Here is a 23,922-nt window from a genome sequence, read left to right on the forward strand (position 1 = left end):
TAAACTATAATTAATCGACTTGTATACTATAATATACTTATTGTGCAAAGTCAATGAAAGGGGTGCCATCTATTGCAGGAGGAGAATATGGATTTATCTAGTCAAGTAGGTATGAACTTAAGAGAGATTCGAAAAAACAAAAGGATGAGTCTCGAAGAGCTTGCAAGCATTAGTAATGTCAGTAAGCTAACATTAGGGAAAATTGAACGAGGGGAAACAAATCCAACTGTTAATATTCTTTGGAAAATATGTAGAGGGCTTCATATTCCATTAGTTTCTTTATTATCTTTTGAAGAAAATGTAGAGGTCCATCGTTTTGGATCAGAATACCAATTTGCAGGTCATAATAACAACTGGTTTGTTGAACCTTTATTCAAAACAAATGCAACTGAGTGGTTTAGAGGTCGTCTTGAACCTAAAAGTGAATACAGCGAGTGTCACTTAGCAGGCTCTGAGGAAATAGTGCTTGTATTGAATGGGCAATTGGAGCTAAAGGTAGGAGAGAAAACCCATCAGTTAAACCAATGGGATGTCATTAAATTCAAGGGTGAAGAACTTCACACGTATATCAATCACACAGATGAAAAAGTACATTTAATGCTGTCATTAACGTATACAACCCCCTAATTGTTCAACAAAAATCAAGCAGAGGATGATATCACAATTAATGAAGTCGACTCGTTCGTTTGATGATGAAAATTACAAAGTAAAAGCTGCTGAATCTATTAAAGAATTGTTTACTCTCAGTGAAAACACCACGTAATAATTGTATTTTGTCTCTACATATATCGTGTGTTTTCATACAAAAATCGTCCTTACTATATTAAAGTAAGGACGATTTTTCTCTATTTAAATATAACCCCAAATCATACATAATAATGTTCCGAAAATGGTAACGAGCGCAATGATTAAACCATAATAAATATTGGTATAGATGGCAGGTTTATCATTTGTCTCGCCAGCATGCATAAAGACAACTAACTGCAAGCCAGCCTGTATAAATGCTGTGACTAAAAGTATCGTCATCGTAATCGGCATGGATATCTGAAAAAAATAGACACAAGCTGCAATGATGGTAAGGATGATTGACAAGGCAAATCCCATCACTTGTTTTAGTGGGAATAAATCACTCATTTCACACCATTCCTTTCAAGTAAATGAAACTGAAGATAAAGATCCAAACCACATCTAAAAAATGCCAGTATAAGGAGAAGATGAAAGATTTATTAGCTGTTTCAGGCGTTAATCCACGCGTAATTAGTTGGTAGACAATAAACATGCCCCAGAACACACCAAATGTGACATGGGCACCATGCGTCCCTAATGTTGTCAAAAGGGTAGCTGTAAAGGCGCTCGTTTGTAAGCCTGCACCAACATGCACATAATGAATAAACTCATAAACTTCAAACCCAATAAATGTTACACCTAGTAATAGCGTCAAAACATAGAATGTAATCATCGCTTTCATATAGCCTTTGCGCATAGCATGAACGCCTAGACCAATGGTAAAGCTACTTGTTAGTAGAATAAATGTTTCAAATAAAACAGGTGTTATTTCAAAAATGTCTGCTCCAGTAGGACCCGTTCCCGTACGATCCACTAACACAAAATAAGCTGCGAACAGCGTTCCAAAAAGCATGATTTCAGCGCCGATAAATACCCAAAAGCCTAGTATATTCAATTGATTTTGCTGTGTACTATATTCTAAAGGGAGTGATTGATCGATTTTCATGATTGACTACCTCGCAATTTTGATTCCGTTTCTTTCACTTTTTCGACAGGCACATAATGTCCAGGATCTTTTTCCAATGAACGGTGAGCCATACAAATAAAAATGCCGATAGTTGTAACAATGGTTGGAATCCACATACCAAATACAAATGAGAAGCCCCAAGCAAAGAATATACAACCTAAAATGAATGGTATACCACTGTTATTTGGCATATGAATGTTTTCGTATTTTTCCGGGAACAAATCATGCTGACGATATTTTGCATCCCATAAAGCTTCAGTTGAAATGACATGCGGTACTTTTGCAAAATTATAGTACGGCACAGGACTTGGTGTAGCCCATTCTAGTGTACGTGCGTCCCATGGATCTGAGCCAATGTTTCTTGGTGCATAACGAATACTGTAATAAACGTTGTAAACAATTAACATAAAGCCAATCGTAAGACCAATAGCGCCGACAAAGGAAACCATATTCCACATACCAAAGCCTGTGGATTCTGAGTAAGTATACATCCGACGTGCTTGTCCATCTAAGCCAGAGAAGAACATCGGCATAAAGGCAAGTAAGGTGCTGATCGCAATAATCCAAGCCGTCACTTTGCCGATTTTTTCATTTAACATAAAGCCAAACATTTTTGGCCAATAGTAATGTAATCCTGCTAGCATGGCAAATACAACACCAGGAATAATTACCATGTGGAAGTGAGCTACTAAAAACATGGTATTATGGTATTGGTAGTCAGCTGCTGACATACCTAGCATTACTCCTGTTACACCACCTATTGTAAAAGTAGGGATAAACAACATGGAATAAAGCATCGGTGTTGTAAAGACAATTTTTCCTTTCCACAACGTGAATAACCAGTTAAATATCTTCACTCCAGTCGGCACAGCAATAGCCATCGTTGTTATTGAAAAAATACTATTTGTTAAAGCGCCTTGCCCCATTGTAAAGAAATGATGGGTCCATACTAAAAACGAGAGGAAGGAGATAATCACCATGGAGCCGACCATCGATTTATAGCCATAGAGATTGCGTCCAGAGAAGGTCGAAATAATCTCACTGTAAAGCCCAAAGGCAGGTAATATCAGGATATAAACCTCAGGATGTCCCCAGACCCAGAAGAAATTTGCCCATAGCATATCCATACCACCATTGGAGGTTGTGAAGAAATTCGTAGCAAATAGGCGGTCGAATGTTCCCATAACAAGTGCAACCGTTAATACCGGAAAGGCAAAAACAATAATAACGTTTGCGACTAATGAAGACCACGTAAACATAGGCATTTTCATTAATGTCATTCCTGGAGCTCGCATTTTAAGAATGGTAACAATCATATTAATACCAGTAATTAATGTACCTAAACCTGAAATTTGTAGAGCAAACAAGTAATAGTTGACCCCTACTGATTGACTAAATTCATTACTAGCAAGAGGGAAATAATTCGTCCAGCCAGCATCAGGTGAACCGCCAATAACAAAGGAAATATTTAATAACATAGCTCCCATGAAAAATAGCCAAAAGCTTAAAGCATTCAAACGTGGGAAGGCCACGTCTCTTGCGCCGATTTGAAGCGGCACAATATAGTTCATAAAGGCCATAATAAATGGCATCGCCATAAAGATAATCATGACTGTTCCGTGTGTCGTAAATATTTCATTATAATGCTGGGCATCTAGTAATTTATTATCCGGTACTGCCATTTGTGCTCGCATCATAATAGCATCCGCACCACCACGGAATAGCATAAGAATGGCTGAAATTAAATACATAATACCAATGCGTTTATGATCCACTGTTGTTAACCATTCCCGCCAAAGATAACCCCACTTTTTAAAATAAGTTAATCCTACAATAATCGCTATAACCGTTAGACCAATAGCAACCATAGATGCATAAATAGCTGGGCTTGGATGGGGTATAGCAAAACGTTCAAAGTAATCCATCTGACTATGTCTCCTTTCGACATAAACCTTATCGTAAACTAGTTTCGTTTGAGAAATTCAAGATTGATTTATTGAGAGGCGTAATCTTTTACGTGAGAAGAGCCATGCTGATGTCCGCCATGTTCACCCTCAGGTGCCGGTAGAAACGTTAAATGCGTTCCATTGAATGTGGACTGTCCCACATGACCTGGTTCTAATAACGTATTAAATTTTTCCTCTGTTAATAAATCTGCTGTTTCCTTTACTTCCTTCACCCATGCGTCAAATTCATCATGAGTCACCGCTGTAACATTAAACGTATTTTCCGCGAAACCTTTTCCATTAAAGTTTGCATTTCTTCCCATAAACTCTCCAGGCATATCTGTAGCCAAATGCAATGTATTCACCATATCGGCCATCGCATATTTTTGACCCCCAAGTTGAGGAATCCAGAAGCTAGTAATCGGTCCATATGAATAAAGCTTGAATTCGATTGGGCGCTCTGCAGGAATATACAAATAATTTACGGTTTCAATATCTTCTTCTGGATAACTAAAATGCCATTTCCAGTTAGATGTTGAAGCATAAATGACCAATGGCTTTTCATCTTTGTATTTTTCTGGCGTCGATTCCACCTTGTAATTACTTTGAACTGAAATAATAGACATGTACGCAACAATTAACACAGGGATACCTACACAAATTACTTCAACCATTGTACTCCCTTTAATATGGGGAGGCTTATAGTCGGGACTTTGCTTGGAAGCACGAAATTTCATTAACATATAAGCTAAGATCACAAAAACGACTAGTACGATAAAGGACATAATCCCTATCGACAGCATAATATCTTTGGCTTGTACTTGAGCTTGAGGACCTTTTGGATCTAATACTAAAAGCGGGTCACAACCGGTTAACATAGTGACAATAGTGAAAAGACCAATTAATCTGAGCCAACTTTTTTTCATAAACAAACCCCTTTAACTGATTCTTTGAGTGGCTATCGGTTACTATAGGCTTGTATGGATTTAGATTCACAATTGATTTTTATCATAGTGGTACATACTTTGAAAGACAAGGCGTTTTGCAAGATAACACAGAACGTTCTAAAACTAAGAAAGTAATTTTAGTATAATATTATCGAAAGGGATAAGCGTCAAGTAAGGGTTTTCATAGATTTTTATGGATTAAAATTAAAAGTGGATGGCGAAAGTAATAAGGAAGTGGATGGTTATTTATCGTTAACATTATATTACGATTGACTTTTTAGCTTTTCAGAAAAAGCTAGAAATAAGAGGGCATATAGAGGTGTGAATATATGAATTGGAAACCAGATCGACATGCAAAAAAAGCTATCTATAAACAACTTGCAGAATATATTGAAAAGGGGATTGCTGACGGAACATTTCCGCCCGATAAACCATTACCATCAGAGCGATATTTAGCGAATGCTTTACAGGTAAATAGAAGTACAGTTGTTAGTGCCTATGACGAATTAGAAGCAATGGGACTCATTGAGCGCAATAGAGGAAGCGGTACAACCATTAGTAAAGATATTTGGGGAATCACAAGAAAGCGAATTCCGAGCTGGAATCGATATATTGAGGCAGGCTCCTTTTTACCGAATCTTCCTGTTACGCAAAAAATAAGAAAAGAGGCAGTGGAGCACAAACTCATCAATTTAGCGACTGGAGAATTATCAGAGGATCTTTTTCCTAAAAGCGCATTAAGAGAGATTACAGCAACACGCTCTTTCATTGGTAGTCTAGGATATGATCACCCACAAGGAAGTGAGATTCTACGAACGACCCTTACAAACCATATTAAAACTACCAGAGGAATTGATACAAAGCCTTCTTCCATCCTGATTACTTCTGGAGCTCAACAGGCGTTACATTTGATTGTCCAATGCCTGTTAAAGCCTGGAGATGCTGTCGCGATTGAAGATCCTTCGTATAACTTCAATTTACCTATTTTTAAATCAGCTGGTTTAAAAATCCATTATCTTCCTGTTGATAAGGATGGCATTAATCCGGATGATTTGCAAGCACTATATAAAAAGCATCGAATTAAAATGATATTTTTAAACCCAGATTTTCATAATCCAACAGGCTCTTCATTAGCTATAAAGAAAAGAGAGGCTATTTTAGAAATATCGTCCAAGCTAGGAATTCCAGTAGTAGAAGATGACCCCTATAGCTTAACAGCCTTTTCAGGTGAGAAAAGACCAACATTAAAATCATTAGATAAAAACGGAAATGTACTATATATTAGCTCCTTGTCTAAAATTGTAGCTTCAGGTTTACGAATTGGCTGGATTATTGGTCCTACATCAGTTATTGAAAGACTATCCGACGCCAAGCAACAAATTGACTTTGGCCACTCCAGCTTCACGCAATGGATAGCGAATGATTTTTTAGAGTCCTCCAATTTTAACTTGCATATGAAACATTTAGTGAAAGAATTAGAAAGACGCCGAGATACAATTGTCCAAAGTCTCAATACGTACTTAAAGGATCAGGTAACATTTTTCCCACCACAGGGCGGCATTCATATATGGTGCCAAGTACTGATGGAAGATTATAATGAAACGCAATTACTAGAAGAATCCATTAAACGTGGAGTCATCTATGTGCCTGGCTCTACTATGGGTTCTCAAAAGGGATTTGTCCGTTTTACGTACGGCAGAGAAGATACCCGGTCCATCGATGAAGGAATCAAAAGGTTTGCACAAGCACTGGATTGCTTAAATGGAAAAAGATGAGTTTTTGTCAATTATAGACAAGTGGATGGTTAAATTAACACTAATGTGGATGGTTAAAAAAGTAGAGAAAGTATTTATTATAGAGACATGGATAACCAACATCCATCAAAGCTATCGACAATCATGGACGTGTGGATCGATTCACAATTATTCGCACAAGTAATGAAATCTGTAAATAGGGAAGGTGATAGGGAAACCTTGACAGCAATGCCGAGGACATTAGGGACGAGGTAGGTCACTAATGCTAGTAGGTCCATGCTTTACTGAGGTTTTTACGAAAAAATGCTAGAAGCCCACTTTTAATAAAGAGGTTATAACATTCACAACACCTATCGTTAATGTTGTCTAAAAGCTTTACCTGTTCGAACAGTCTCATTTTTAGCTTTAGCTGCTGATGAAAAAATCAAGGCAGTCACTACTTATTATATTTTAATGCCCACGAGAATATATAAGGGAAATAGGCACTCCTTTTATATTTCAATTAAATCTAGTTAAAAACATCAACTAGCCACCTAGCTCCGCGATACCATCAGCGCGCTAGGTGGCTACTTTTATAGAAAAGATAGAGAAAATAGTTGAGTAACACATCGATAAGTTTTAATATTCTGATTATAATAGTTTCTTGATTACATAGCTAAGGGGGGAATGATGATATTACAAATAGGTGAAAAAATAATATTTGAACGTACATTTACAAGGGAAGATGTAGAATGATTTTCGACGGTTTCTAAAGATAAAGGGGTTCATCATATCACACGACGGTTTGTTGTGCAAGGGCTATTAACAGCTACACTTCCTACAAAAGTAGGGGGAGATTATAATGTGCTAGCACGTAAAATGAATTTCGCGTTTTTACGTCCTGTTTTTAGCGAGGATACGATTCGTTGCGACGTCATAATCGAGCAATTTGAATGAGATGAAAAAATCGAACAGCCATTACAGCACTATTTACATGCATCAATCAATTGGACAAAGAAGTATTAAAGGGGAGTTTTTCAGGTATTATTTTATAAATCAAAGTAGGGGGTATATATGAAAAGTACTGAGATTCTTTTTTTCGAACGTCCATTTCCAAGTGCTAATAGTATAATTATTCGAGATGATGAAACCTATTTAGTAGATACTGGATTTGGCAGCGATATTGTGCGAACCGAGCAGCTTTTAACATCTGCTGGCATTTTACCAGCACAATTAAACGGCATTATTAATACCCATTATCATAGCGATCATGTTGGAGGTAATCATTATTTTCAACAGCAGTATGAAATACCCGTTGCCGCACATCTTTGGGAAGGTGAAATGGTGAATCAATGTGATTTAGAGTCCTGCGGTGCTCATTTTTTAGATCAACCTGTGGAACAATATACCGTTCAGCAATTACTAGTAGATGAACAGCAAATTATGACGGGACAAAGTGCTTTCCAAGTTTTACATACACCCGGACATACATTGGGTCATATTTCTTTATACGAACCAAAACAGGAAATATTAATTTGTGGAGATTTATTTCATTATAATGATGTGGGATGGCTGAATATATTTAGAGAAGGGACAAACAGTATAAGACGTTCCATTGAAAGTTTAGATCGACTCGCTAGACTTTCTATCAAAAAAGCATATCCTGGTCACGGTCGGGCTATCGAAGAACCATCCATAATGATAGACAAAGCAAGAGAACGACTTGAAAAATGGGTGGAGTCTCCTGAAAAAATGGCTTGGCATGCCTGTAAGCGAATTTTTTCATTTTCGCTGATGATAAAAAATGGTTTAAAGAGTAGAGAAATCACTCCTTATCTACTAAGCTGCAGTTGGTTTTACGATTTCGCTGTACACTCTTTCCGTTTAAAACCCGAGGAATTTGTGCAACCATTACTAGATGAAATGATTCGATCTAAAGCAGCAGCATGGCATCAAGACAAATTAATCTCAACCGCACCTTATGAAGCACCAAATCAAAAATGGATAGAAGAGGATTGGAAACCAAGTGATTGGACAAAGTAAATGTGCAATTTTGTACTATAATGATTTTAATAATAGATGTAATAATTCAAAGAGATAAACTTGAAAGGAAGTTTGCTTCATGGATATTACATCTTTTTTATTGTACTGAGGCAGAGCACCAGCATCAAAATGTAGCTCGCTCGGACCCGAGATTACAGAAGAAAGTAAAATCTTTAAAAAATCAAAAGAAGCGAATGGACAGAGCTACAGAGCATTTTTCCAAGATTCCAAATGTAGAGGAGGCAAGCGAATTTCGATTCGATTCCTCGATCCATATACATCGCCATAAAAAAATTCTAGAGCTATCATTGGAAACGCTTGAAAAAGAGAACAAACGGCTTTCCCAAAATATAAACTTATCGATCATTGGACCAGAAAAGGTTGCGATTATTGGCGAAAATGGGGTAGGGAAATCAACCTTGCTAAAAAAGATATTGGACACATTAAAGGACCATTCTTCATTTAAAATAGGATATATGCCACAAAATTACGAGGATTTATTGGACCTAAATCAAACACCTATTCGTTTTTTAGAAAGAACAGGTGAAAAGGAAGCGATGACGAAAGTTTTTACTCATTTGGGGAGCATGAAATTTACAAGTGATGAAATGCAGCAGAAGATAGGCCAGTTAAGCGGCGGTCAGAAGGCTAAGCTGCTTTTGTTAAAATTGGTTATGGACGGTTTTGAACTATTAATATTGGATGAACCAACGAGAAAACTTTAGTCCTTTGACAACGCCTGTACTGTGTCGTGCATTAGCCCAATATGGTGGCACAATTATTAGTGTTTTCATGACCGCAGATATTTAAAGGAAGTTGTATCAACCATTTATGAATTAACGAATGATGGCTTAATCAAGAAATAAGCAATAAAAAAAGTCGATTCTCTGTAAGAAAAGAATCGACTTTTTCAAAAAAATATATGTACAACACATTGAAATCAACAATGGTTTATGGTAAATTTATAGAGATAGACAGTGTATAATTAACTTACCACGTACTTTCCCTATTTTAATTATACACTATACTCTATTCTTTCGTCAACAGTTTTATTACTTAGTTTTTAAAGGAGTGGTTGCTATGAGATCAGCAAAGGCACTACAACAGATGGGGGGAAAAACTACTCGGCTCATTGACGAAGAAGTCCAGACCTAAAAAGACAATCGAAAATCTCAAGAAAATGAAAAAGATAAAAGAAAGTAGGATTGATACTACATGTCGGAAAATACCATTTCTGTCCAAACAAAAGCGCCATACGGCATGATTGCTATTTTATTTATTGGGGCATTTGTTGCAATTTTGAATGAAACATTATTGAACATTGCCCTCCCAGCCATTATGACGGAATTTGACGTAAAAGCTACTGCCGTTCAATGGCTTTCAACAGGATACATGTTGATTAACGGTATTTTAATACCTGCAAGTGCGTTCTTTATTCAACGTTTTACAGATAAAAAGCTATTTGTTACCGCAATGGCTTTATTTACGCTAGGCACATTCCTAGCAAGTATTGCACCAGCATTTGGTGTATTATTAGCAGCACGTATGATTCAAGCTGCAGGCTCAGCCATTATGATGCCTTTACTAATGAATGTCATGCTTACTGCATTCCCAGTTGAAAAACGAGGCGCAGCGATGGGGATGTTTGGTCTCGTGATGATCACTGCTCCAGCAATTGGACCTACACTTTCCGGCTGGATCATTGAACATTATAGCTGGAGAATGTTATTTGATCTTGTTCTACCAATTGCCATTTTAACATTAATTTTTGCAGCCTTTAAATTGAAGGATGTGACACCACAACGTGCCATTAGGCTTGATGTGATATCACTTATTCTATCGAGTATCGGATTCGGCGGCCTGCTTTATGGCTTTAGTTCAGCAGGGGAAAAAGGTTGGGACAATGTACTTGTCTATGGAACAATCATTATCGGGACGATTGCTTTAATTACCTTTGTCCTTCGTCAACTTCGAATGGATGAACCAATGCTTGAGTTTCGTATTTTCAAATATCCTATGTTTGCCTTATCATCGGCAATTTCCATCGTCATTGCGGTGGCAATGTTCTCCGCAATGATTTTAATGCCTATTTATGTACAAACGATTCGTGGCATTTCACCAATGGATTCAGGTTTATTAATGCTACCAGGTGCGATTGTGATGGGGATCATGTCGCCAATTACCGGGAAGCTCTTTGATAAATATGGCGCAAGAAGTTTAGCCGTATTTGGATTAATCATCACGATTGTCACATCTTATTACTTTAGTAAAATAAGTATGGATACAGCTTATTCGACACTTGTTCTTCTGTATACACTCCGTATGTTTGGGATGTCGATGGTTATGATGCCAGTTATGACAAATGGTCTAAATCAACTGCCAGCGCATAATAATCCACACGGAACAGCAATGAACAATACTCTTCAGCAAGTATCCGGTGCGATTGGATCAGCTGTATTGATTACAGTCATGAACAATAAAACAACTGCCAAAGCGGAAGAAATAGCTGCTAGTGCCATGAATAATATGAGTGCCAATGCACAGACAACTACACAGGGTGCTGCAGAACTAAAACAACAAATCATGAATGAAGCCATGCTTCATGGTATCAATTATACCTTCTTTATTTCAACATTGATTGCGGTGATCGCACTCATTCTTGCATTCTTTATTAAAAGAGTTAAACCAAATCAAGAAAATATGATGCCTAATGAGGATGCTGAAAAACAAGTAGAAGTAAAATAAGAAGGAAACGGGTGTTGCTAAATATAAGCAGCACCTGTTTTTTAGTTTTAAGAAGATCTAGAAAAAATCTAATTGATACAACTTTTTAAATATAATGATAATTATAAAAACCAAATTGACATTGAAAATCAATTACCATACAATTTGGTTGATCCATCACTCATTTATTTGTCAGGAGCTTCTATATTAAAGCTAAGTTAACTTTAGATAAAAAAAGAACTACAATTCTAAGCTCTGCCATCAAATTATACAGAGTGCTGAGACAAAAGTTGCGATATAGCAAAAGAAGCAGGTGTTAGCTTTGGAACTGTATTTACGTATTTCGATTTTAAAGATACACTTTATGAACCAACTTTTTTATTACAAAAAATCTATACACCAAAGTAGCGAGGAGCATGAAAGGAAAGTAACGATTTCTAATTAAAGAACGGCTTTTTTCAACAACACTTTAAAAAATAATTGAATAGCAGGTTTTTTTGCCATAATGCTCAATTAAACTAAGGAGAAATTAAATTGAAGATTGAAACAATATACGACTATGAAATAAATGGTCCATTAAGAGCCAAGTTACAATATTTATTAACAGAATGTTTTACTGAAGATTATCCAAAAGAAAGGGTTTACTTTAAGCAATTACCTCATTTTAGGTTCATAGCAACGGATGACAAAAATGAACTTGTTGGTCAAGTTGGCTTGGATTATAGAATAATGAATTTAAATGGGAAACCTATTAGAGTTCTTGGCATTATCGACTTATGTGTATCGAAAAACCAGCGTTCACAGGGAATAGGTTCATTGCTACTCTCAAAGATAGATGAATTTTGTAAAGGAAAGTCAGTTGATTTTTTACTCTTGTTTGCAGATAACAAGAAATTATACGTAAATGCTGGCTTCAAGTCTGTCCATAATGAGTGTACATGGTTAAAAATAGACCATAAAAATCAATCCACCTATGGGATAGGGCATGAAAAAATTAATGAGCTTATGATTAAAGAAATAGGTAATATAAAATGGGAAGATGGCAAAATAGACTTATTAGGCTATCTTTATTAAGCTAAGATCCTTACTAAACATAAAATAACTTAAAAGTCTTGTTACTTAAGCAGATGTAACAAAACTTTTATTTGTAATTACTGGAATTTAATTTAACATACATTTTTTATATTCGAACTTCGTTTAAGAAAATTATCGATATAACGCAATCATTTGATTGGCGATATACTCTGAACTAAAATGAATGCCATCTTTGAGCCACCACATAATGATGCCTAGTACCGACGAGGCGAGTATATCCATAGAAATTGTTATTTCTGCTGGATCCATACATTCCTTTTCACGCTTAATAACAATCATGTCTTTTAACATTCTATGAAATTTTCTTTTGAAGCCAGGATGTTCAAAAAGAACAGCTAAAATTTTTCGATGCTTATAAAAATAATCTAAAAAGGTCATTGATTTTTCTTGATTATTTAAATTGTCGATTTGTAAAGTAGGAGTAATTTTTACGCAGTTAATAATACTTTGCGTCAAATTTCGGGTGCAATAGGAGCTGCTGTTGTCATCACCATTTTTACAGCACAAACGACAAGTCATAGGAAAAGCTTGCTTGTAGAAACACCCCATGCTACGGCTGACATAGTTCGTACACTTGCCTCCATCTTAGGCTCCAGTGATGCCTATTATTTCATGACCATCATAGCAATTGCCCATTTATTTTAACGCTATTTGTTCCCTCTAAAAAAATGATGCAACAAAACGGTTAAAAAGGCTTTTCGATGGGGTTGAGTGGGGAGGGGAGCTTGAAATTAAAAAAATGGCGTTTCATCAATGTGAAACGCCATTTCATGTTATTGAGTTAATCGTTGGATAAAAGCATCTAAATGTTCGATTGTAACATTATCGTTAACACCAAATAAATTATCACCTTTACCTACAGTAATATTATTGGATGCAAGGATGGATACATAGCTGTTAGCCCAATGTGATCCAGGAACATCTACAAAGTTTTCTGTAGCTCCTTGTTGTTTTAAGTGGAATGCTTCTACTAAAACTTTTGATAGTTGACCGCGTGTAATAGGTGAACCTGGATTGAATTTCCCGTTTTCATCACCAGTAAATACACCGATATTTTTTAGGGCTTCAGCAGCACCTGCATATTTAGATCCTGGCTTTATATCAGGAAAACTTGAATTTGTATGACTAGTATCTAATTGTAGCTTCTTAGCTAATTTAAGAGCGACTTCTCCACGTGATGAATAAATAGTAAAGTCTATTTCAGCATCTTTTACCTCTCCATAATCAGAGAAGTTTGCAACACGTTTTGCCCCCACGTAACGAGATCCCCAATAATATGGGTCATTGATTTTATCAATTTTAACCCCTGAACTAGTAGTAGCCGAAATAAAATTGCTGTCACCTATGTAAATGCCAACGTGAGAAACACCGCTTCCCGAAGTATTAAAAAATACGAGGTCGCCAGTCTTTAAATTGTCCTTAGCAATAGAAGTACCTTGTTGATATTGAGCATTCGATGTACGTTCTAATGAAATACCTAACTTAGAAAATACTAATTGTGTATAGGCAGAACAATCAACACCTGTCTTAATATCTGTGCCTCCATATTTATAAGGAGCACCAATATATGCTTTTGCTGTATTTGTTATATCTGTATATGTAGCTGCTTGCGCATCGTGAATACCTATTCCTGTAAAGAACATAAAAGATGCAAAAATTGGTAGTAATATTTTTTTCTTCAATTAATCCTTACCCCTTTCAAAAAGCAATCGCTTTTGAACTAAAGTAAGAATATCATGAAACGGTTAAGAGTTATTTTTCAATAATATTACTGATTAACACTTTCCTATGATTCTGACATGTTATTTTTAATTGTGTAATGTATCTGCAATAATTATGGTCAATTTTGCTAAAAATATATGAATTAATTGGATATTAAGGGATATAAGAGCTATTAATTATATTTATGCTAAATGTGGAGGCATTCAATAATTAATTCTCTTGCTAGAAAAATATAATAAGTTGAGATTTAATAATGAATCTTCGTTAAAAATAGGAAGGAGGGAATTATGGTCAATAATTTGGCATGCTTTAGAGGAATTAGTTGATCACCACGATATAGTAGATATTATTCATTGGATATAATTGCGAACAATTCATCTGATAAATAAGGATAACTTGACTTGAATAAATTAAATCTTCATCTACGCAAGACGCTATCAACTAAAGAATATTCAATCAGAGGCAAGTTTCCATGAGATGACGAAGAACTTACAGAAAAGGTACAAGGGAAAGTAATCCCAAAGCGTATTTCTAGTTATTATAAATAGTAGCTTTAGTCAAAAACATGTAATGTCGTTTCTGTTTTTGTTTAAAGTGAACAATGTTATTTAAATGGACCTATCCTACAATTAAATTAAGCAATTAACATAATAAAAAATAAAAAAGGAAGTGACTGAAAACGAAAATACCTGATTTTTTTGTGCAATATGTGCAAAAAATATCATCCACCTCTTGCTGTGAAATAACAGTCTTGAAGAAATGTGAATCTCTCTTCTATAAACCTATGGTAACTAGTTAATCAACAGACGTATTAAAAAATAATAGGAAGGAATGGATTGAAATGTTAGTCAAATTATTAGAACCATTAAATGTTTCAGATTCGATCATTGAAAAATTAGCGGAGCCAATCAAACAGGCCGGTCACGAATTTGTTTATTACAACAAGAAAACAACCGATAGTGCAGAATTAGCAAAACGTAGTGAAGGTGCAGATGTGATTATGATTGCTAATAATCCTTATCCTACAGAAGTGATTGATCAAAATGCCAATTTACAATTAATAAATGTAGCCTTTACAGGTGTTGATCATGTAGGTATCGGGCAAGCGAGAAATCAAGATGTTATGATATGTAATGCAGCTGGATATGCGAATCAAGCAGTTGCTGAATTAACAATTGGTTTAGTATTAGATGTGTACCGCCGTATCTCTCAGGGTAATAAAGAAATCCATGCCGATCATTTCCCAGGAGCATTCCAAGGTAGTGAAATTAAAGGGAAAACAGTTGGTTTGATTGGTACAGGAAAGATTGGCATGATGACTGCTCGTTTGTTTAAAGCATTTGGCGCAAAAATAGTAGCTTCAGACCAATCTAGAAGAAATCCAGAAGCTGAAGTTTTGGGTATCGAGTACATGGAATTAGATGAGTTATTAGCACAATCAGATATTGTGTCATTACATATACCACTACTTTCAAGTACAAAAGGATTAATCTCTAAAGAAAAATTAGAATTAATGAAGGAATCAGCTATTTTAATCAACTGTGCACGTGGCCCAATTGTTGATAATGATGCATTAGCAGATGCATTAAACGAAGGGCGAATTGCAGGAGCGGGAATTGACGTATTTGATATGGAACCGCCTATTCCTGAAGACTATAAACTATTACATGCCAGAAATGTTGTTTTAACACCTCATGTAGGCTTCCTTACGAATGAGGCAATGGAACTGCGGGCTAAAATTGCATTTGATAACACAATGGCATTCTTAGAGGGAAAACCTCAAAATATTATTCGCAGATAATCATTTTCTGATAAACGCTAAATGACGTGGGACTAGTTTGAAATTCGAAACAAGGAGAAAATACCATGACATTAAAACAATTAGCAAGAGAAGATTTAAAAAATCGTATTTTCCATTGGCCTGATATTCAAGAGTTTAGAGAAGAAGAAGCGACAAAACATATTTTTTATGAAACACCTAATACTGTTGGAGCTATATGGTGTATGCGCCCAGGACAAACTTTGCCACTTCACTCACACGAGAAAGCTGATGATATTTGGGTTGTTGTTGAAGGAACAGCAGATTATTATCCAGAATGTGGTGAAATGGTTCAAATTAAAGCTGGTGATGTTGTAGTTTCACGTGCAGGTGAAAAGCACGGAATGACTAATAATTCTAGTAGAGATTTCATCATGTTAGGGATTGCAGGTCCGACACCAATCGGCTTTATTGCGCATAAACATCATTAAAGAGTTAACCATCACGTCTGTTGATTAACTAGTTTTCATAGTAAAAAAGATTCTTCCTTGTAGATGCATTATCTACAAGGGAGAATCTTTCGTGCGGTCACAAAGGATTGTCACACCTGAGTAAAATTTTTTTTACAAAATAGGATTTGAGCAAAGGTGTTTGCACGTAGATTGCGATCGGTCCGATTACCTATAGGGTAGTCGGGCTTATTTTTGTTTATTCGAGCCGAGAAAAGTTTGTAGATACAAAAGCACTGAGTAGAAATCGGCAAATAAGAATGCCATAAGTCATGCATTTATAAACTTCTCAAACATTGGCTTTTGTCTAAAATGTGCAATGCTGGTTCTGTTTTTGTTAAAAGTGAACAATGTTATTTACGTACTCATCACCTAAAATTAAATTAAGCACTACATAAGTAAAAAAAAAGAAAAATGGGAGTGTCATATTATGGGACAAACAGTTAAGAATGACCCGAATTATTACAAAAAAATCATTTTTGCCCTGTGTTTAGGTTGGGTAGCTATTTGGATTTATCGTACAATACTCACACCAATATATCCACAAATTCAAGAATCGCTTGGTAATATTAGCGATACTCAAGTAGGACTTATTGCTTCTATTTATTTCTTTGCCTATACGGGTATGCAAATTCCATCAGGAATACTCGTTGATAAATTTGGACAAAAACGAGTATTGATCCCTGCGTTTATCATATTTGCATTAGCAGCAATCGTCATTGGATCAAGCACGACAATCACTCAAGTTTATGTAGGCGCCTTAATGGCAGGTCTTTCGACTGGCTCATACTATGGTGCGGCCTTCTCTTTATCCGCTAAATATATGCCAAAAGATAAGAAAAGCTTTTCTAATGCGATCATCAACAGTGGTTCGGCATTAGGGATGGTTATTGGTCTAGTAGGCTCATCTGTATTAGTAGGTGGCCTTGAAATCCAATGGAATTACATGCTTTATATGATAGCAGTCTTAATAGTAGCTGTAACATTTGTGTTTACCTTATTTGTTAAACAAGACAAAAAAACAGCTACAAACGAAACATCCGAAGATAAAATAACAGCACAAGCCACAGTATCTCAAGGCGTAGAATTATTCTCGATAAAAAAATTAGCTATTTACTTCGTCTATTTTGCAACATGTTATGGTTATTACATGATCGTGACATGGTTACCATCATTCCTTGTCGGAGAAAAAGGATTTGAACAAGGTTCAGTAGGATATGTAGCTGCTTTAGTTGCAGTCACAGCAGTACCTGGTGCATTGATATTTTCTAAGTATATTGATAAAAATGCACATATGCGTCAGAAATTAATAATCTTCTTGTTAATTGGGGCAGCCGTAACAATTAGTTTAACCGTATTTGCACCTAACCCTTCTGTCCTTTATGTAGCATTAGTTTTATACGGTTTATTAGGTAAACTTGCCATTGATCCAGTTTTAATCACATATGTAACGGATTCAGTACCTTCCAACAGCATGGCCAAAGCACTAGGTATCTTTAACTTCTTTGGAATGACTTCATCAGTTATTGCGCCAACTCTTACAGGTTATATTGGTGATATCACTGGTTCGAAAGTATTAGCATTCTATATTGCAGCAATACTTCTTGCAGCAGCAGCGATTTTATTCTTCCTTGTCGTGATGTTGAAAGAGAAGAAAGAGAAGAAAGTAATCCATCCCCTAACTAATGAATAAAGTAAAGCTACCTATTAGCGGAGGTTTAATACATCTCCCGCTGATAGGTAGTTTTGTTATTGCGGCCCAAAGGCAGCGACCGGCTGGAAGCAGCGATGCTCGTGGAACGGTTGTTAAAGCAGCTCCATTTATATGTGGATTCAATCGAATAAGCGTCTGTTTATTGATAATATCGTGAGTAGGAGCTACTTCATTTGCATACTCATAATTGAGGTAGGGAACCAAGTGTTCTGGTAAAATAGGCAAAAAGAATCCCGCTAAAAAGCATTTATAACAGCTTTTTAGCGGGATTTTTAAGTTTATAAATTTACTTTCTCTGAAGCAAATAATGCTAATCGTAGATCCAATGAAATATCAGGCGATTCGATAGACTGACCTAAGATCTCTTCACATTTTTTAATACGATATTTTACTGTATTCCGATGAATAAATATATCTTCAGAGGTCTTTGTCAGATCACAATGATTCGCCAAATAGATTTTCAATGTATGTTTTAGTTCTTTTTCTTTCGTCGATTTTGGATAGGCTAATGAACCAAGTGTATACGTGATAAACGGTTTTAATTTATTGGCTGGAATGAGTTGTAACAATTCTTCTACACTTTTAGATTTATAGAGTTCTATAAATTCCACTTTACTACTTTCAGACTTATGATCAAAAGCTTCATTCGCTTCAAAATAAGAGAGTGGTAACTGTGAGAATTCAGTCACTTCATTACCAATACCGAATGACAGTGTACTATTAAAAAGTTTTTGATACTCTTTTTGGATATATTTGCAGTAATCTAAATAATATTGATGTTTAGTTTGTAATAGGATCGTAAATCGATGATTACCTGGAGACCTATAAACACTGATAGAAGGATCAATGTCAGTAAATTTATGTGTTAGCCATTCAAAAGTCATTTGATAACGTTCATTCAAATAAATATTATTTTCCACATCCCTTTCTTGATCAATCGCACAAACGATCACTTGATAAAAATTGGATGGTTGAATAAGATGCTTTTTTAAAAACTCAGGGTGCTGTTTGACTGAAATAAGATTATCAGGATGTTCAGACATCAATGTTTCGAAAAATCGGTTGACATCTTGTTGTTCCGCTTCTTTGATTTTACTATTTTTATAAATGGCGAGACTGAGTGTATTTACGGCTTGTTCTATGGCAAGCAAACTAAATGGATATGTGAGCGTATTAACATTTGAAACCATCAAATAATACGGAAAATATTTAAATGCTGGAACTTCAAATATAATATGTTCCTCTTGGAAAGATGCTTTATTATTAGGTGAAATTTGCTTGGAATTAACACATCTTTTGAAGTAACTAAGATTTTTTTGAATTTGCTCTGAGTGTTCTTGGAAGTGATGGCTCATCGTTTTAATTTGATGAAAAGGATTTAAGAGCATCACAGGGACTCTAAGAAGTCTGCTCATTCGTTCAATCATCATTTCCAAGCTTAAACCTCTCATAAGCATTGTATTTAATTCTTGTTGAATATCTAATGCAAAATATAACTTTTCAGTTTCTTCATCCAAGATATAGGATGATATATGATGTGTAATGGATCCGAGATTCCAACTATCAGGGATTCTAATAATGGGGAATTTTAACTTGTTTGCAAATTCTATTACTTCATCATCAATTTTTTCTAAAAAACGCGATAATTTAACGCCTATGCCAGCAACTTGTATATCATTTAATTCTAGAATGAGATCCTTTAATCCGGATTGGTCGTGTTGATAACACATACCCGTAGTGACGATAAATGAATGAGGTGCTGTGAAATTTTTAATATCTGGTGTTTCCGTAATATCGACCATTTCTACTTCTCTATCTAAATCTCCCTCATCATTTAATAATGTTAAATCAGAAAATTGTTGGACAGACATGATTTCTTTTAATGTTGTCATAAGGATCATCTCCTTTATATTTGTTAGAAAAAGCCCAAAATAAGAAATAAATTTGTAAAACGCTGCAAGGATAACCTATCACTCTGATTGTATACTATTTTTGAAGGTTATTATACGTATAATTCTTTATTTCGAAATAGTAAAGGGGAATCTTACAATCGTACTTGTAATGACTTTTGCAAATCTTTCTGACTTCTCTGGGCTTAACATTTCACTATTACCCGGACCTGCCAAAACGGGTGAATTCTTCCCATTTGTTAGTCCAGTATTAGGCTGGATTGGTGGCTTTCTAACGGAATCGGTTGTAAATAATCATGCACTCTTCGGTAGCTTACAGGCAGTTACCGAGAGCAGATTGGCATCTCGCCATCAATGCTAATAGCAGCTAACACTGCTGGGCGAAGCGAAGCAAAAGTGATTTCTCCACAATCTATCGCAATTGCAGCAGAAGCCGTTAATCAAACCGGGGATGAGTCAAAAACCTTTCAATAGCCAATACGATATAGCTTAGGCTTGCTCCTATTTGTAAGGTTCATGACACACGGGCTATCGTTTTTCCTTTAATCATTTTAATAGGGACTATACCACATAGATTTACTATGTGGTTTTTGTTTTTTAGTAAGAATAGAATTGATGATTTACTTCACTCATACGCCTTCTTAAAGCCTTTCCATAATCGATAGCTAACAGCGTTCTTTTTTACTCCGAGCTACTTGCTCCTTATCCATATCTATTTGTCTAAAGTGCATAAAAAGACCATCCATTATTGTTCATTGTGTCAATGAATGGTTATGGGGGAGGACCTATAATAAAAGTGTAGAAGGAAGGAGTGAAAGAGGTATGGATATTCAATCAACTTTTGAAATGTTAGATAAGAAATTTACAGGTTTTGGTGGCTTAGAACAGGGTGGAATTACACGCCTTTTATATTCTCAAGAATGGAATGATGCAGTTCGTGAACTGGAAAAAACATTCAAAGAAGAAGGATTAGAAGCAAGCTTTGACGATATCGGGAATTTAACTGGGCGTCTGGTTGGCAGTAAATATCCGGAAGAAACCATTTTAACAGGATCACATATCGACACAGTAGTTGAAGGCGGTCATCTAGATGGCCAATTCGGTATCTTAGCTGCACTAGTGGCTGTGAAATATTTAAAAGCTAAACACGGCCAACCACTACGCTCATTAGAAGTATTATCTCTTGCAGAAGAAGAAGGCAGTCGATTCCCTTACACATTCTGGGGTAGCAAAAACTTCTTTAACTTAGCTAAAAAATCGGATGTTGACACAATTGCAGATGCTGAGGGCATTAAGTTCGAAGACGCGATGCGTAAATCAGGCTTTGATTATCGTAAAACTACTGACGTTCGTAATGACATCAAAGCATTTGTTGAAATTCATATTGAACAAGGCAAAGTGCTAGAGACGGAACACAAAACAATCGGTGTTGTTAATGGCATCGTTGGTCAAAAACGCTTCACGATCAACTTAAAAGGTGAAGCAAACCACGCTGGTACTACGCCAATGTCATTACGTCGCGATACAGTTGTTGCCTATAGTGAAATTGTCTCAAATTTAACAAAACGTGCTAGGGAAATTGGGGAACCACTTGTTTTAACGTTCGGTCATATCACACTTGTACCAAACACAGTAAATGTAGTTCCTGGTGAAATTACGTTCTCCGTAGACTGTCGTCATATTGATCAGCAAATATTAAATGATTTTGCAGCAGAAATCGAAGACAAAATTAAATTAGTCGCTGAAGCAAATAGCATGTCTTACGACATAAATTTATGGATGGATGAAGCACCAACATTGATGGACAAAAAAATCGTTCAAATCATTGAACAAGCAGCAAAGAATAATGTGGGTAATCAATATAAAGTGATGCCATCTGGTGCAGGACATGACTCACAAATCTTTGCTCAATATGTTCCAACAGCAATGTTGTTTGTACCTTCTATTGGTGGAATTAGTCACAACATTAGTGAAGAGACGAAGATAGAAGACCTTGTTAAAGGTATTGAAGTATTAAGTGATGTACTTTATGAACTAGCATACAAAGAATAAAAATAATGAAAAAGGAGCCAGATACTTATGGGTTACTTAAATCAAGTTCAAGGATACAGAGAAGGTTTATTAGAAACACGTTCTGTCATTAAAAAAGACAATTATGCGGTAATCACACCAGATGGCCTAGTTAATAATGTTGTACCTGGCTTCAAAGATTGTGACGTCACAATTTTAGGGTCCCCGCGTTTAGGTGCAAGATTTGTAGATTACTTAGTAACAGTAAAAAACCAAGGTGGAAACAAAACTGGTTTCGCTGGTGATGGTATTCAATCTTTTGTATACGTTGTTTATGGCAAAATCAATGCTTTTGCTGATGGTAAAAAATACGAATTAACTGAAGGTGGGTATTTATATGTGCCTCCACACTTACAGTTAACTTTTGAAAATAATAATAACGGTGAAGATAGCCGCTTATTCTTATACAAAAAACGTTATCAACCTCTTAAAGGACAACCTCTTAAAGGATTTACGCCAGAAGTCGTTACAGGTAATGTGCACGACATCGAACAAGAGGCATATGAAGGGATGAAAGAAGTATTAATTCAAGACTTATTACCAAAAGAAATTGGCTATGATATGAACATTCATATTCTTTCATTCAAACCAGGTGCTTCACATGGTTACATTGAAACACACGTTCAAGAACACGGCGCTTATGTTTTAAGTGGGCGAGGCATGTACAACTTAGACAATGAATGGATGCCGGTTGATAAAGGTGATTATATCTTTATGGGCGCTTATGTACCGCAAGCAACCTATGCAATTGGTTTAGATGAACCATTCTCATACATTTATTCTAAAGATGCAAATAGAGATATTGATTTATAAAAAGGGAGTCTATTATCTCCGATAGAACCAAAGATAATTTAGGCATCTTAGTTACAAAAAAATTTCTAAAATAAAATTCTGATTATTTAGAATCTGAAACAAAATATTAATTAAATGAGGAGTAAACAAGATGCGTGTATCTAAAGAAGAACTATTTAATTTAATGAAGCAAAAGTTTATAAAAGCTGGATTAAATGAAGGAGCGGCACATGATGTTGCAGACGTATTAACATACGCTGACCATAGAGGTATTCATTCACATGGTGCTGTACGTGTTGAATACTATTCTGAACGAATTGCAAAAGGCGGGATTACAAACAATCCCAACTACACATTTGAACAAACAGGACCAGCATCTGCGATCTTTAATGGGGATAATGGTCCAGGTCACCAAATTGCAAAACAAGCGATGGAAAAAGCGATTGAAATGGCTAAAAAATCAGGTGTTGCCGTTGTTGGTATGAAAAATATCTCACATAGTGGTGCTTTAGGTTACTTTGTTGAAATGGCAGCAGAACAAGATATGGTTGCTCTAAGTATGTGTCAATCAGATCCAATGGTCGTACCGTTTGGCGGAACTGAACCTTATTTTGGGACAAACCCAATTGCTTATAGTGCACCGTCTGCTGATGACCGCATCATTACATTTGATATGGCGACTACTGTCCAAGCATGGGGCAAAATCTTAGATGCAAGAAGTAAAAATGCATCGATTCCAGATACATGGGCTGTGGATGCTACTGGTGCACCTACGACGAATGCAAGAGATGTTCATGCACTCCTGCCAATTGCAGGTCCAAAAGGATACGGCTTGATGATGATGGTAGATATTTTATCAGGTAGTCTTCTAGGAGTCCCACATGGTATACACGTGTCTTCTATGTATCAAGACTTAACTAAAGGACGCGATTTAGGTCAAATTCATATCGTCATTAACCCTGCCTATTTCACAGATTTGAATGCTTTCAAGCTACAAATTACAACAATGCTCAATGAATTAAAAGCACAGCCCGCGGCAGAGGGCTATGGAGAAATTTATTATCCAGGTGAACGCGGTATAATAAGAAGTAAGGAATATGATAAGGAAGGTATTGAAATCGTAGACGACATTTACAACTATCTTGTGTCAGACGACGTTCATTACGATCGTTATCATGGAAAAAATAGATTTGCAGAATAATAAA

21 protein-coding genes and 2 pseudogenes are annotated in these 23,922 nt (G+C 35.9%); 16 read left to right on the plus strand and 7 right to left on the minus strand.

Annotated features, from left to right (window positions below):
- The first annotated feature begins 87 nt into the window (after positions 1 to 87).
- Entirely contained in the window at positions 88 to 627 is a 540-nt protein-coding gene (locus MKY88_RS11650; RefSeq protein WP_328200831.1) for a helix-turn-helix domain-containing protein, read from the plus strand.
- Positions 628 to 849: 222 nt separating this feature from the next.
- Here the strand turns inward: MKY88_RS11650 and qoxD are convergent, their stop codons facing one another.
- From qoxD to qoxA, 4 genes are all read right to left on the minus strand, one after another.
- The gene (gene qoxD / locus MKY88_RS11655) at positions 850 to 1,134 is read right to left on the minus strand and encodes a cytochrome aa3 quinol oxidase subunit IV (protein ID WP_193831967.1); all 285 of its coding nucleotides are present in this window, start codon (positions 1,132 to 1,134) and stop codon (positions 850 to 852) included.
- Position 1,135: 1 nt separating this feature from the next.
- Positions 1,136 to 1,732 (minus strand): cytochrome aa3 quinol oxidase subunit III, encoded by a 597-nt coding sequence (gene qoxC / locus MKY88_RS11660; protein ID WP_069481370.1) that lies wholly within the window; start codon positions 1,730 to 1,732, stop codon positions 1,136 to 1,138.
- A complete protein-coding gene (qoxB, locus tag MKY88_RS11665) occupies positions 1,729 to 3,678 on the minus strand; it encodes a cytochrome aa3 quinol oxidase subunit I (RefSeq protein ID WP_340813687.1) in 1,950 nt (649 codons plus the stop codon). The genes qoxC and qoxB overlap by 4 nt, the downstream gene beginning before the upstream one ends.
- Positions 3,679 to 3,746: 68 nt before the next feature.
- Positions 3,747 to 4,625, minus strand: coding sequence for a cytochrome aa3 quinol oxidase subunit II (gene qoxA / locus MKY88_RS11670; RefSeq protein WP_340813689.1), 879 nt, complete (start codon positions 4,623 to 4,625; stop codon positions 3,747 to 3,749).
- Between the two features lie 350 nt (positions 4,626 to 4,975).
- Here qoxA and pdxR point away from each other — a divergent pair, with 350 nt between their 5' ends.
- The 7 genes and pseudogenes from pdxR to MKY88_RS11705 all read left to right on the plus strand — a co-directional run bounded on the left by pdxR (position 4,976) and on the right by MKY88_RS11705 (position 12,220).
- Positions 4,976 to 6,421, plus strand: a complete 1,446-nt coding sequence (gene pdxR / locus MKY88_RS11675) for a MocR-like pyridoxine biosynthesis transcription factor PdxR (protein WP_328200830.1) — start codon at positions 4,976 to 4,978, stop codon at positions 6,419 to 6,421.
- 648 nt (positions 6,422 to 7,069) lie between these two features.
- Positions 7,070 to 7,434 (plus strand): annotated as a pseudogene (locus MKY88_RS11680) (enoyl-CoA hydratase).
- Positions 7,435 to 7,453: 19 nt separating this feature from the next.
- Positions 7,454 to 8,422: an MBL fold metallo-hydrolase gene (locus tag MKY88_RS11685; RefSeq protein ID WP_328200829.1), complete on the plus strand. Its 969-nt coding sequence runs from the start codon at positions 7,454 to 7,456 to the stop codon at positions 8,420 to 8,422.
- The gene (locus tag MKY88_RS11690) at positions 8,410 to 9,147 is read left to right on the plus strand and encodes an ATP-binding cassette domain-containing protein (protein WP_328200828.1); all 738 of its coding nucleotides are present in this window, start codon (positions 8,410 to 8,412) and stop codon (positions 9,145 to 9,147) included. Before MKY88_RS11685 ends, MKY88_RS11690 begins: the two co-directional genes overlap by 13 nt.
- 490 nt (positions 9,148 to 9,637) lie before the next feature.
- Positions 9,638 to 11,167, plus strand: coding sequence for a DHA2 family efflux MFS transporter permease subunit (locus tag MKY88_RS11695; protein ID WP_328200827.1), 1,530 nt, complete (start codon positions 9,638 to 9,640; stop codon positions 11,165 to 11,167).
- 276 nt (positions 11,168 to 11,443) lie between these two features.
- Entirely contained in the window at positions 11,444 to 11,554 is a 111-nt protein-coding gene (locus MKY88_RS11700) for a hypothetical protein (protein ID WP_232540761.1), read from the plus strand.
- Between the two features lie 126 nt (positions 11,555 to 11,680).
- Positions 11,681 to 12,220: a GNAT family N-acetyltransferase gene (locus tag MKY88_RS11705; RefSeq protein WP_328200826.1), complete on the plus strand. Its 540-nt coding sequence runs from the start codon at positions 11,681 to 11,683 to the stop codon at positions 12,218 to 12,220.
- A 132-nt stretch (positions 12,221 to 12,352) separates the two neighbouring features.
- Here MKY88_RS11705 and MKY88_RS11710 read toward each other — a convergent pair whose 3' ends face one another.
- On the minus strand, positions 12,353 to 12,760 hold the full coding sequence (locus tag MKY88_RS11710; RefSeq protein WP_340813691.1) for a TetR-like C-terminal domain-containing protein: 408 nt from the start codon (positions 12,758 to 12,760) through the stop codon (positions 12,353 to 12,355).
- Between MKY88_RS11710 and MKY88_RS11715 the strand changes: the two genes are divergently transcribed.
- Positions 12,689 to 12,886: a hypothetical protein gene (locus MKY88_RS11715; RefSeq protein WP_328200824.1), complete on the plus strand. Its 198-nt coding sequence runs from the start codon at positions 12,689 to 12,691 to the stop codon at positions 12,884 to 12,886. The genes MKY88_RS11710 and MKY88_RS11715 overlap by 72 nt on opposite strands.
- 128 nt (positions 12,887 to 13,014) lie before the next feature.
- On the opposite strand, the gene MKY88_RS11720 is transcribed toward MKY88_RS11715, so the two are convergent.
- Positions 13,015 to 13,923, minus strand: coding sequence for a C40 family peptidase (locus MKY88_RS11720; RefSeq protein ID WP_069481381.1), 909 nt, complete (start codon positions 13,921 to 13,923; stop codon positions 13,015 to 13,017).
- Between the two features lie 881 nt (positions 13,924 to 14,804).
- Here MKY88_RS11720 and MKY88_RS11725 point away from each other — a divergent pair.
- From MKY88_RS11725 to MKY88_RS11735, 3 genes are all read left to right on the plus strand, one after another.
- Positions 14,805 to 15,764: a 2-hydroxyacid dehydrogenase gene (locus tag MKY88_RS11725; protein ID WP_340813692.1), complete on the plus strand. Its 960-nt coding sequence runs from the start codon at positions 14,805 to 14,807 to the stop codon at positions 15,762 to 15,764.
- 65 nt (positions 15,765 to 15,829) lie between these two features.
- A complete protein-coding gene (locus tag MKY88_RS11730; protein WP_069481383.1) occupies positions 15,830 to 16,213 on the plus strand; it encodes a cupin domain-containing protein in 384 nt (127 codons plus the stop codon).
- Positions 16,214 to 16,661: 448 nt separating this feature from the next.
- Positions 16,662 to 17,924, plus strand: coding sequence for an MFS transporter (locus MKY88_RS11735; protein ID WP_340813694.1), 1,263 nt, complete (start codon positions 16,662 to 16,664; stop codon positions 17,922 to 17,924).
- A gap of 299 nt (positions 17,925 to 18,223) precedes the next feature.
- Here the strand turns inward: MKY88_RS11735 and MKY88_RS11740 are convergent, their stop codons facing one another.
- Positions 18,224 to 19,837, minus strand: coding sequence for a PucR family transcriptional regulator (locus tag MKY88_RS11740; protein WP_258270138.1), 1,614 nt, complete (start codon positions 19,835 to 19,837; stop codon positions 18,224 to 18,226).
- Positions 19,838 to 19,988: 151 nt separating this feature from the next.
- On the opposite strand from MKY88_RS11740, the pseudogene MKY88_RS11745 reads away from it, so the two are divergent.
- The 4 genes and pseudogenes from MKY88_RS11745 to allD all read left to right on the plus strand — a co-directional run.
- Positions 19,989 to 20,401 (plus strand): annotated as a pseudogene (locus MKY88_RS11745) (L-lactate permease); the annotation flags it as partial.
- A gap of 276 nt (positions 20,402 to 20,677) precedes the next feature.
- Positions 20,678 to 21,907 carry an allantoate deiminase gene (gene allC / locus MKY88_RS11750; RefSeq protein WP_340813695.1) on the plus strand — a complete coding sequence of 410 codons (1,230 nt, stop codon included), beginning with the start codon at positions 20,678 to 20,680 and terminating at the stop codon, positions 21,905 to 21,907.
- A 27-nt stretch (positions 21,908 to 21,934) separates the two neighbouring features.
- A complete protein-coding gene (gene allE / locus MKY88_RS11755; RefSeq protein WP_328200820.1) occupies positions 21,935 to 22,738 on the plus strand; it encodes a (S)-ureidoglycine aminohydrolase in 804 nt (267 codons plus the stop codon).
- 130 nt (positions 22,739 to 22,868) lie between these two features.
- A complete protein-coding gene (gene allD / locus MKY88_RS11760; RefSeq protein ID WP_258270140.1) occupies positions 22,869 to 23,918 on the plus strand; it encodes an ureidoglycolate dehydrogenase in 1,050 nt (349 codons plus the stop codon).
- Positions 23,919 to 23,922: the final 4 nt, after the last annotated feature.

It is taken from the genome of Lysinibacillus sp. FSL R7-0073, assembly GCF_038009065.1.
Taxonomy (GTDB): Bacteria; Bacillota; Bacilli; order Bacillales_A; family Planococcaceae; genus Lysinibacillus; species Lysinibacillus fusiformis.